Origin of the sequence: Streptomyces sp. S3(2020) (assembly GCF_013044505.1) — a bacterium.
In the GTDB taxonomy this organism is placed as follows: domain Bacteria; phylum Actinomycetota; class Actinomycetes; order Streptomycetales; family Streptomycetaceae; genus Streptomyces.
In genome coordinates, this window is sequence record NZ_JABERD010000290.1 from 1 (window position 1) to 9,895 (window position 9,895).

At 67.5% G+C, this 9,895-nt stretch carries 10 protein-coding genes and 1 rRNA gene; all 11 read left to right on the top strand.

The annotated features are described in order from the left end of the window. The first annotated feature begins 10 nt into the window (after window positions 1-10). Window positions 11-127: ribosomal RNA gene (rrf, locus tag HLK59_RS44945) — 5S ribosomal RNA — on the top strand. A gap of 109 nt (window positions 128-236) precedes the next feature. Next, complete coding sequence (locus HLK59_RS44950) at window positions 237-845, top strand: CDP-alcohol phosphatidyltransferase family protein (protein WP_171147453.1); 609 nt, start codon at window positions 237-239, stop codon at window positions 843-845. A gap of 116 nt (window positions 846-961) precedes the next feature. Further along, entirely contained in the window at window positions 962-3,457 is a 2,496-nt protein-coding gene (locus HLK59_RS44955) for a mannose-1-phosphate guanyltransferase (protein ID WP_171147454.1), read from the top strand. A gap of 107 nt (window positions 3,458-3,564) precedes the next feature. Then, window positions 3,565-4,470 (top strand): DUF881 domain-containing protein, encoded by a 906-nt coding sequence (locus tag HLK59_RS44960; protein ID WP_240983011.1) that lies wholly within the window; start codon window positions 3,565-3,567, stop codon window positions 4,468-4,470. After that, complete coding sequence (locus HLK59_RS44965; protein ID WP_003988855.1) at window positions 4,467-4,799, top strand: small basic family protein; 333 nt, start codon at window positions 4,467-4,469, stop codon at window positions 4,797-4,799. The genes HLK59_RS44960 and HLK59_RS44965 overlap by 4 nt, the downstream gene beginning before the upstream one ends. A gap of 5 nt (window positions 4,800-4,804) precedes the next feature. Then, window positions 4,805-5,638, top strand: a complete 834-nt coding sequence (locus tag HLK59_RS44970; RefSeq protein WP_171147456.1) for a DUF881 domain-containing protein — start codon at window positions 4,805-4,807, stop codon at window positions 5,636-5,638. A 61-nt stretch (window positions 5,639-5,699) separates the two neighbouring features. After that, entirely contained in the window at window positions 5,700-6,593 is an 894-nt protein-coding gene (locus HLK59_RS44975; RefSeq protein WP_171147457.1) for an FHA domain-containing protein, read from the top strand. 45 nt (window positions 6,594-6,638) lie between these two features. Further along, entirely contained in the window at window positions 6,639-7,376 is a 738-nt protein-coding gene (locus tag HLK59_RS44980; RefSeq protein ID WP_171147458.1) for a MerR family transcriptional regulator, read from the top strand. Window positions 7,377-7,453: 77 nt separating this feature from the next. Next, window positions 7,454-7,927: a bifunctional nuclease family protein gene (locus tag HLK59_RS44985; protein ID WP_004002801.1), complete on the top strand. Its 474-nt coding sequence runs from the start codon at window positions 7,454-7,456 to the stop codon at window positions 7,925-7,927. 223 nt (window positions 7,928-8,150) lie between these two features. Further along, complete coding sequence (locus HLK59_RS44990) at window positions 8,151-8,837, top strand: MerR family transcriptional regulator (protein WP_171147459.1); 687 nt, start codon at window positions 8,151-8,153, stop codon at window positions 8,835-8,837. 58 nt (window positions 8,838-8,895) lie between these two features. Continuing rightward, window positions 8,896-9,895, top strand: a 1,000-nt coding sequence (locus HLK59_RS44995; protein ID WP_171147460.1) for a DNA polymerase IV, incomplete at its 3' end; no start/stop codon positions are given.

Here is a 9,895-nt window from a genome sequence, read left to right on the forward strand (position 1 = left end):
TTCATAGTGTTTCGGTGGTCATAGCGTGAGGGAAACGCCCGGTTACATTCCGAACCCGGAAGCTAAGCCTTACAGCGCCGATGGTACTGCAGGGGGGACCCTGTGGGAGAGTAGGACACCGCCGAACTCCTTTTATAGCTCTGGCTCTTGGGCACACCGCCCAAGAGCCAGAGCTTTTTTGCGTTGAGGTAGGGTCAGGGAGCAACATTGGCACGTTTCCCACAGGAGGCCCCCGGGTGGAGGTCCAGGAGACTCGCGTCCAGACGGATCGAGTCCTCACCATCCCCAACATCCTCAGCATGGCGCGACTCGTTGGTGTGCCCGTCTTCCTGTGGCTGATTCTGAGGCCCGAGTTCGGTGGCCCCGAGAGTGACGGCTGGGCTCTTCTGGTGTTGGCCTTCAGCGGGGTCAGCGACTACCTGGACGGCAAGCTCGCGCGGCGTTGGAACCAGATCAGCAGCCTCGGCCGGCTCCTGGATCCCGCGGCGGACCGGCTCTACATTCTCTCGACTCTGGTCGGGCTCACCTGGCGCGAGATTCTGCCGATCTGGTTGACCGCTGCACTTCTGGCGCGTGAGCTGGTCCTGCTGGTGATGGTGGGTATCCTCAGGCGCCATGGTTACCCGCCTCCGCAGGTGAACTTCCTTGGCAAGGCCGCCACGTTCAACCTGATGTACGCCTTCCCGTTGCTGCTGCTCAGTGACGGAAGCGGCTGGCTGTCGTCACTCGCTGCTATTTTCGGATGGGCGTTCGCAGGATGGGGTACAACGCTGTACTGGTGGGCAGGAGTCCTCTACGTAGTACAAGTCCGCCGTCTGATCCGTGCGGACACCATGGCCGATTGAACTCGCCGATAGGTGCGGCCCACAGTGGCTCAATGGCCCGCGGCGAGAAAGTGCGGGACAATCAGGGCGAGTGAAGTCGGCTAGACCGTCGTCTCTTAGAGGAGGACGCTTCCGACATGAAGGCCGTCGTGATGGCCGGAGGTGAAGGCACACGCCTTCGCCCGATGACCTCAAGCATGCCCAAGCCACTCCTGCCCGTGGTCAACCGCCCGATCATGGAGCACGTGCTACGGCTGCTCAAAAGGCATGGGCTCAACGAGACCGTCGTAACTGTCCAGTTCCTGGCCTCACTGGTCAAGAACTACTTCGGTGACGGCGAAGAGCTCGGAATGGAGCTCTCCTATGCCAATGAGGAGAAGCCACTCGGTACCGCCGGAAGCGTCAAGAACGCCGAAGAGGCGTTGAAGGACGATGCCTTCCTTGTTATCTCCGGCGATGCCTTGACCGACTTCGACCTCACCGAGCTGGTTAATTTCCATAAAGAGAAGGGTGCGCTCGTCACCGTCTGTCTGACGCGTGTGCCCAATCCGCTGGAATTCGGAATCACCATTGTCGATGAAGAGGGCAAGGTCGAGCGCTTCCTGGAGAAGCCGACCTGGGGTCAGGTCTTCTCCGACACGGTGAACACCGGCATCTATGTGATGGAGCCCGAGGTCTTCGACTATGTCGAGTCCGATGTGCCGGTCGACTGGTCCGGGGATGTCTTCCCGCAGTTGATGAAGGAGGGTAAGCCGATCTACGGCTTCGTGGCCGAGGGGTACTGGGAGGACGTCGGTACCCACGAGAGCTATGTGAAGGCGCAGGCCGATGTCCTGGAGGGCAAGGTCGACGTCGAGATCGACGGCTTTGAACTCTCGCCCGGGGTGTGGGTGGCCGAGGGTGCCGAGGTTCATCCGGATGCTGTTCTCCGTGGCCCCCTCTACATCGGGGACTATGCCAAGGTCGAGGCCGGCGCCGAGATCCGGGAACACACCGTCGTGGGCTCCAACGTGGTCGTGAAGAGCGGGGCCTTTCTGCACAAGGCTGTTGTGCACGACAACGTGTACGTCGGGCAGCAGAGCAATCTGCGCGGCTGCGTCGTCGGTAAGAACACCGACGTCATGCGTGCGGCCCGGATCGAGGACGGCGCCGTCATCGGCGACGAGTGCCTCATCGGTGAAGAATCGATCGTGCAGGGCAATGTGAAGGTCTACCCGTTCAAGACGATCGAGGCCGGTGCCTTCGTCAACACCTCGGTCATCTGGGAGTCCAGGGGCCAGGCGCATCTCTTCGGCGCCCGTGGGGTCTCCGGGATCCTGAACGTGGAGATCACGCCCGAGCTCGCCGTACGCCTCGCCGGTGCCTATGCGACGACGTTGAAGAAGGGCTCCACCGTCACCACGGCCCGCGACCACTCCCGTGGCGCACGTGCTCTGAAACGGGCGGTCATCTCGGCGCTGCAGGCCAGCGCCATCGACGTACGGGATCTGGAGAACGTACCGCTGCCCGTTGCCCGGCAGCAGACCGCGCGGGGCAGTGCGGGCGGGATCATGATCAGGACCACGCCCGGGGTGCCGGACTCCGTTGACATCATGTTCTTCGACGGGCGTGGTGCCGACCTGTCGCAGGGCAGTCAGCGGAAGCTGGACCGGGTGTTCGCGCGGCAGGAGTACCGACGTGCGTTCCCCGGTGAGATCGGGGATCTGCACTTCCCGGCCAGTGTCTTCGACTCGTACACCGGATCGCTGCTGCGGAATGTCGATACGACAGGGATCGCCGAGTCCGGTCTGAAGGTCGTCGTCGATGCGTCGAACGGCAGTGCTGGGCTTGTGCTGCCCAGTCTGCTCGGGAAGCTCGGTGTGGACTCGCTGACCATCAATCCCGGTCTGGACGAGTCGCGTCCGACGGAGACCGCGGATGTGCGGCGGTCGGGTCTGGTGCGGCTCGGTGAGATCGTGGCGTCGTCGCGGGCCGCGTTCGGGGTGCGTTTCGACCCCGTCGGTGAGCGGCTGTCGTTGGTCGACGAGAAGGGGCGGATCATCGAGGACGACCGCGCGTTGCTCGTCATGCTGGATCTTGTGGCGGCGGAGCGTCGTAGTGGGCGCGTGGCGCTGCCGGTGACCACCACGCGGATCGCCGAGCAGGTGGCGGCGTATCACGGGACGCAGGTGGAGTGGACGACCACGTCGCCGGACGACCTGACGCGGGTCGGGCGCGATGATTCCACCATCTTCGGCGGTGATGGCAAGGGTGCCTTCATCGTGCCGGAGTTCAGCAGTGTGTTCGACGGCACGGCGGCGTTCGTACGGCTCATCGGGCTGGTGGCGCGGACGCAGTTGACCCTCAGCCAGATCGATGCGCGGATTCCGCGGGCGCATGTGCTCAAGCGGGATCTGGCGACTCCGTGGGCGGTCAAGGGTCTGGTGATGCGGCGGGTCGTGGAGGCGGCCGGGGATCGCTTTGTCGACACGACTGATGGTGTGCGGGTCGTGGAGACCGACGGGCGGTGGGTGATGGTGTTGCCCGACCCCGCCGAAGCCGTCACCCATTTGTGGGCGGAAGGGCCGGACGACGCGTCCGCGCAGGCGCTGCTCGACGAGTGGTCGGCGGTCGTGGACAGCGCCGGTCGCTGAAAGTCGCAGCACGCGTGCGTGCCGGACAGGTGTCCCCAAAGGGGCCTGTCCGGCGCGTCGGTGGGGCCATTCGGAGGTAGTGGTCGCGACGTGCGACGATGTGCGGCATGCCGCAGCAGCCCCCCGTTCGGAGCACCCCTACGCGCCCCGCGCGCCCGGACGCGTCCATGTCGCTGCTCACCAATGTCATGGACCACAGCCTTGACGACGGGTACGCCGAGGCGGCCGAGCGGAAGAGGGCCGCGGGCGACAGTGGCATGCCGAAGACGCTCCGGGCGAAGCTCGGGCTGGCCGCCGGGTTGGTGCTGGCCGCGCTGGTCGTGACCGTCGGGGCGGCGCAGGCGCGGGTGGCGGCGCCCGTCGTGGCCAAGGAGCGCGAGGAGCTCATCGACCGTATCGACCGTGAGACGGACGCGGCGGACAAGCTGGAGGACAGCGTCGACGAGTTGCGCGACGAGGTGGGCGCGCGCCAGCGCGAGGCACTCAGGGACAGCGGCGGCAGCGGCCAGGCGGACCTGGTGGGCATCCTGTCGGGAGCCATCGCCGTACACGGCCCTGGAGTGAAGCTGGTCGTGGACGACGCCAAGGAAGCCACCACCGGTGGTGACGGGGACCCGCGCGAGACCTCCGGGTTCTCCGACACCGGGCGGGTGCGGGACCGGGACATGCAGCGGGTGGTCAACGGGCTGTGGGAGTCGGGCGCCGAGGCCATCTCCATCAACGGGCAGCGGCTGACGGCGCTGTCGGCGATCAGGGCCGCGGGTGACGCGATACTGGTCGACAACAGGCCGCTGGTACCGCCGTACACGGTGCTCGCGGTGGGGGACGGGCAACGGCTGAGCACCAAGTTCCAGAACAGCGCCGACGGGCTGTATCTGCACGCCCTGCAGGAGAACTACGGCATCCGGACGAGCATCTCCACGGAGGGTGACCTCCGGCTGCCCGCGGCGCCGAGTGTGATCGTACGAACAGCACAGCCGAACATCGAGAAAAGCGAGAAGGGCACATCGTGATCGCCGTACTGGGCCTCGTCGTGGGAGTCGTGGCCGGCCTGTTGGTCCGGCCTGAGGTTCCGGCGGTCGTCGAGCCTTATCTGCCGATCGCCGTCGTCGCGGCGCTGGACGCCGTCTTCGGCGGGCTGCGGGCCATGCTCGACGGCATCTTCGACGACAAGGTCTTCGTGGTGTCGTTCCTGTCCAACGTGGTCGTCGCGGCGCTGATCGTCTTCCTGGGCGACAAGTTGGGTGTGGGTGCCCAGTTGTCCACGGGTGTCGTGGTCGTCCTCGGCATCCGTATCTTCTCCAACGCTGCGGCCATCCGCCGACACGTGTTCCGGGCGTGAGGCCGATGAGCAACCAGGACGAGACGCCGGAGAACAGGCTGCGCAAGGAACTGCCCGAAGAGGTGCCCTCGACGGACACTGAGGCCGCCGAACCGGCCGGGGAGCCGGAACCCAAGCTGACCGGCCGCCAGCGGCTTGCGCAGGGGCTGTGGCCCCCGCGGGTGACCCGGGCCCAACTCATCGTCGCCGTGCTGCTGTTCGGCCTCGGCTTCGGCCTTGCCGTGCAGGTGGCGTCGAACAGCGACGGTGACAGCGCCCTGCGCGGCGCCCGGCAGGAAGATCTTGTGCGCATCCTCGATGAACTGGATGACCGTACTCAGCGTCTTGAAGACGAGAAGGCGGGCCTCGAGAAGCAGCGTGACGAGCTGGAGAACAGTTCGGACCAGGCCGAGGAGGCCCGCAAGCAGACGCTGGAGAAGGAGAGGCAGCTCGGGATCCTGGCGGGCACGGTGGCCGCGCAGGGGCCCGGCATCACGATGACCATCGACGACACGAAGGGGACGGTCGAGGCGGACATGCTGCTCGACGCGATCCAGGAGCTGCGTGCGGCCGGCGCCGAGGCGATCCAGGTGAACGGCGTACGCGTGGTCGCGGGCACCTATCTGACCGACTCGGGCAAGAGCGTGAGCGTCGACGGGAACAAGATCAACGCTCCCTATCGTTTCAAGGTCATCGGCAAGCCGCAGGATCTCGAACCGGCGCTCAACATTCCTGGAGGCGTGGTGCAGACTCTTGAGAAGGAGCAGGCCACCGTTACCGTCGAGCGGTCGACCAAGATCGTCGTGGACGCCTTGCGAGCGGCGAAGCAGCCTGACTACGCTCGGTCGTCCTCCCAGTGAACCGCGGGTGCATGGGGGACGTCCGGCCAGGGCATGAGGTTGCGGGGGGTCGGCGCACCGATTGGGTGGTGCGTGGTGGAAACTGTCAGGTGGATACGGACGTTGTGAGGATGTCCGGGTCGGCCGGTGTATGCAATCAGGGTTCGTCCTGCCCCACGGGCGGGTCTGTTTCGGTCAAGGGGAATCGCCCGTGAAGTTGTTTGCGAAGTTGTTCGGCAAGAGCGCGCGAGAGGGTAGCGACAATGCGAACGCGACCGCTCGTCATCGCGCACAGCCAGACGCGGAGGGTCAGCGCCCGCTGTTCCGGGACCAGGTGGGCGGCGACGTTCCCGGAGGTCAGGGCGCGCAGTCTGTTGACCCTGCGCAGTCCGGCGGCATAGGTTTCGGGCAACCGTCAACCTCGAGTACGGGTGGAGAGTTTTCCATGTCGGCCCTGGTGTGTACGAGGTGCGGTAACCGCAACGCGGAGAACAGCCGCTTCTGCTCCAACTGTGGTGCGCCGCTGCGGGGTACGCCCGAGCGCCCGTCGGAGACGACCTCCACGATCTCCATCTCCGGTCTCGAGGCCTACGACGCCGAGGTCACCGGCCAGACGCAGATGCCCATGCTCTCCCCGGAGGCACAGGCGGCCGTCGACGCGCTGCCGCTGGGCTCGGCGCTCCTGGTGGTGCGCCGCGGGCCGAACTCGGGCAGCCGCTTCCTGCTGGACGGCGAGCTGACCACGGCCGGACGTCATCCGCAGAGCGACATCTTCCTGGACGACGTGACGGTTTCGCGCCGGCATGTGGAGTTCCGTCGCCAGCCCGACGGCTCGTTCACCGTGGCCGACGTCGGCAGCCTCAACGGCACGTACGTGAACCGTGAGCGGATCGACTCGGTGCCGCTGCACAACGGCGACGAGGTGCAGATCGGCAAGTACCGGCTGGTCTTCTACGCGAGCCAGCGGGGCTACTGACCCGCCCCCGGGCTCCGTCCGGGGGGACACCCCCAGGGAAGGTCCATGCTTCAAACACCGAGCGGCGGTGCCCGGGACGGTGCCGCCGCCGCGGACAGTGGGCTGATGAGCATCGGCACGGTGCTGAACGCGCTGCGTGACGAGTTCCCCGAAGTCACCATCTCCAAGATCCGCTTCCTGGAGTCGGAGGGGCTCATCGAGCCGCAGCGAACCCCCTCGGGGTATCGCAAGTTCAGCCCGGAGGATGTCGAGCGCCTCGCACACGTGCTGAGGATGCAGCGGGACCACTATCTGCCGCTCAAGGTGATCCGTGAGCACCTGGACGCCATGGAGCGGGGCGAGGCCGTCGCGCTGCCCGTCGTGGGCCGTCAACGGGACGGCGAGACGCTGCCCGACCCCTTCGAGGCGCCCACCGCGGTGCGGATCGGGCGGGCCGAGCTGCTCGTCGCGGCCGAGATCGGTGAGCGGGAGCTGGAGGAGTGGGAGTCGTACGGGCTGATCGCCGCGCTGCCGGACGGGGCGTACGACGCCGAGACGGTCACCGTGGCGGCGCTCGTCGTCGAGCTGGGGCGGTTCGGGATCGAGCCGAGGCATCTGCGGGTGATGAAGGCCGCCGCAGACCGGGAGGCCGGCCTGGTGGACCAGGTGGTGGCCCCTTTGAAGCGGCACCGCAATCCGCAGACACGGGCGCACGCGGAAGCCCGTACGAAGGAGCTGGCGGGGCTCACGGTGAAGCTGCACGCGGCGCTGGTGCAGACCGCTCTCGGTGTGCGGCTGCCCTGAGGGCCTCGTACACCGGATCGGTCCCCCGTTTCCGGCCCGACTACCCAAACGTCCCGGGCACGGCCTAGGGTTGCTGTGTGAACGAGCTCGATGTCGTAGGTGTCCGGGTCGAAATGCCCTCCAACCAACCGATCGTGCTCCTGCGTGAAGTGGGAGGCGACCGCTACCTCCCCATCTGGATCGGACCGGGGGAGGCGACGGCGATCGCCTTCGCCCAGCAGGGCATGGCCCCCGCGCGACCGCTGACCCACGACCTGTTCAAGGACGTGCTGGAAGCCGTCGGCCAGGAGCTCACCGAAGTACGCATCACGGATCTGCGCGAGGGCGTCTTCTACGCGGAGCTGGTCTTCGCCAGTGGCGTCGAGGTGAGTGCCCGGCCCTCCGATGCCATAGCGCTGGCGCTGCGGACCGGGACGCCGATCTACGGCAGTGACGGTGTGCTCGACGACGCGGGCATCGCCATCCCGGACGAGCAGGAGGACGAGGTGGAGAAGTTCCGCGAGTTCCTCGACCAGATCTCGCCCGAGGACTTCGGCACCAGCAGCCAGTGACGGCGGCTGTGTCCGGTGACCGCTGAAATGCTGGCATTTGCCAGCGGCGTGTGAGAGCGTCCTGCGGCCCGTCCCGAGCGCATTCGGCTAGCCTTTCCCCGCGGTGGGGTGCGGGAAACCACTCCTAGGGTGATTATCACTCGGCGTGCCGAGTGTGGCGATCGTTGACGCACCCCGGGTGACTGCCTACCGTCGAGAAGGCAGGTCAAGGACGGAGGTCGGCGTGAGAAGCAGCGGCGACGGTACGGCTGGGGGTGCTCCGGGACGCAGTCCGGGAGCGAGCGGCCCGTACCCTCCCCCAGACTCTCGGCTGCGCTCTAGCTGGGGGGACCCCCATCACAGCAGCGCGGCCGATCACGTTCCGCAGCGACCGGCGGCAGTGCCGAGCAGCGGCGGAGGGGCGACGTCGATGGCGTCCGAGGAGATCGGCTACCGCGGTCCGACGGCCTGTGCGGCCGCCGGCATCACCTACCGGCAACTGGACTACTGGGCGCGCACCGGGCTCGTGGAGCCGAGCGTGCGGCCCGCCCACGGGTCGGGGACGCAGCGCCTCTACAGCTTCCGGGACGTCGTCGTCCTCAAGATCGTCAAGCGGTTCCTCGACACCGGGGTGTCGTTGCAGAACATCCGCACCACCGTCCAGCACCTGCGTGAGCGCGGGTTCCGGGACCTGGAGCGCATGACGCTCATGAGCGACGGTGCCACGGTCTACGAGTGCACCTCGCCCGACGAGGTCCACGCGCTGCTCCAGGGCGGCCAGGGCGTCTTCGGGATCGCCGTGGGCGTCGTGTGGCGGGACGTCGAGAGCGCGCTGTCCCAGCTGCACGGGGAGCGGATCGACACCGGGGAGACCCTCGTCGGGCACAACCCGGCGGACGAGCTGGCGCGGCGGCGCAACCGGGCGGTCTGAGGGCCGTTCCGCGCTTGCGGCGGGGGCATTGTCAGTGGCGTAGGGCAGCATCGGAGATGTGAGAACCGCGCCCACGATCCTGCATCTCGACATGGATGCCTTCTTCGCCTCGGCGGAGCAGGCGTCCAAGCCGAGCCTGCGGGGTAAGGCCGTCGTGGTGGGCGGGCTCGGGCCGCGTGGGGTGGTGGCCACGGCGTCGTACGAGGCCCGGGTGTTCGGTGTCCATTCCGCGATGCCGATGGCGCAGGCGCGGCGGCTCGCGCCGAACGCGGCGTATCTTGTGCCGCGCTTCGGGTTCTACCGGTCGATCAGCGAGCAGGTGATGGGGCTGCTGCGGGCGCTGTCGCCGCTTGTGGAGCCGCTCAGCCTCGACGAGGCGTTCGTGGATCTGGAGGCCGGGGGAACGGCCTGGGACGAGGAGTCGGCGCGGCTGGCCGGGATCAAGCTGCGGGGTGACATACGGGCCGTCACGGGGCTCACGGGGTCGGTGGGGCTCGCCGCGTCCAAGATGCTCGCGAAGATCGCCTCCGAGCAGGCCAAGCCGGACGGGCTGGCGCTGATCGAGCCGGGGACCGAGCGGGCGCTGCTGGGACCCAAGTCGGTGCGGATCCTGCCGGGGGTGGGGCCGGCGACGGGGGACCATCTGCGGCGGGCCGGCATCCACACCGTCGAGGAGATCGCGGAGGCGGGGGAGGACGAGCTCGTACGGCTGCTGGGGAAGGCGCACGGGCACGGGCTGTACGCGATGGCGATGGCGTACGACGAGCGGCCCGTGGTGGCCGAGCGGGAGACCAAGTCCGTGTCGGTCGAGGACACGTATGACGTGGACATCCATGACCGGGTGCGAGTCGGGATGGAGGTGCAGCGGCTGGCGGATCGGTGTGTGCGCCGGCTTCGGGGGGCCGGGCTGTCGGGGCGGACCATTGTGCTGAAGGTGCGGCGGTACGACTTCTCCACGTTGACCCGGTCCGAGACGTTGCGGGGGCCGACCGATGACATGGCGGTGGTGCGGGAGGCCGCGGCGCGGTTGTTGGACTCCGTGGACACCACGGGTGGGG

Bases quoted from the DNA above. Each gene is read 5' to 3' on its own strand.
- HLK59_RS44955 (WP_171147454.1), top strand. From the start codon at position 962: ATGAAGGCCGTCGTGATGGCCGGAGGTGAAGGCACACGCCTTCGCCCG.
- HLK59_RS44960 (WP_240983011.1), top strand. From the start codon at position 3,565: ATGCCGCAGCAGCCCCCCGTTCGGAGCACCCCTACGCGCCCCGCGCGC.
- HLK59_RS44970 (WP_171147456.1), top strand. From the start codon at position 4,805: ATGAGCAACCAGGACGAGACGCCGGAGAACAGGCTGCGCAAGGAACTG.
- HLK59_RS44980 (WP_171147458.1), top strand. From the start codon at position 6,639: ATGCTTCAAACACCGAGCGGCGGTGCCCGGGACGGTGCCGCCGCCGCG.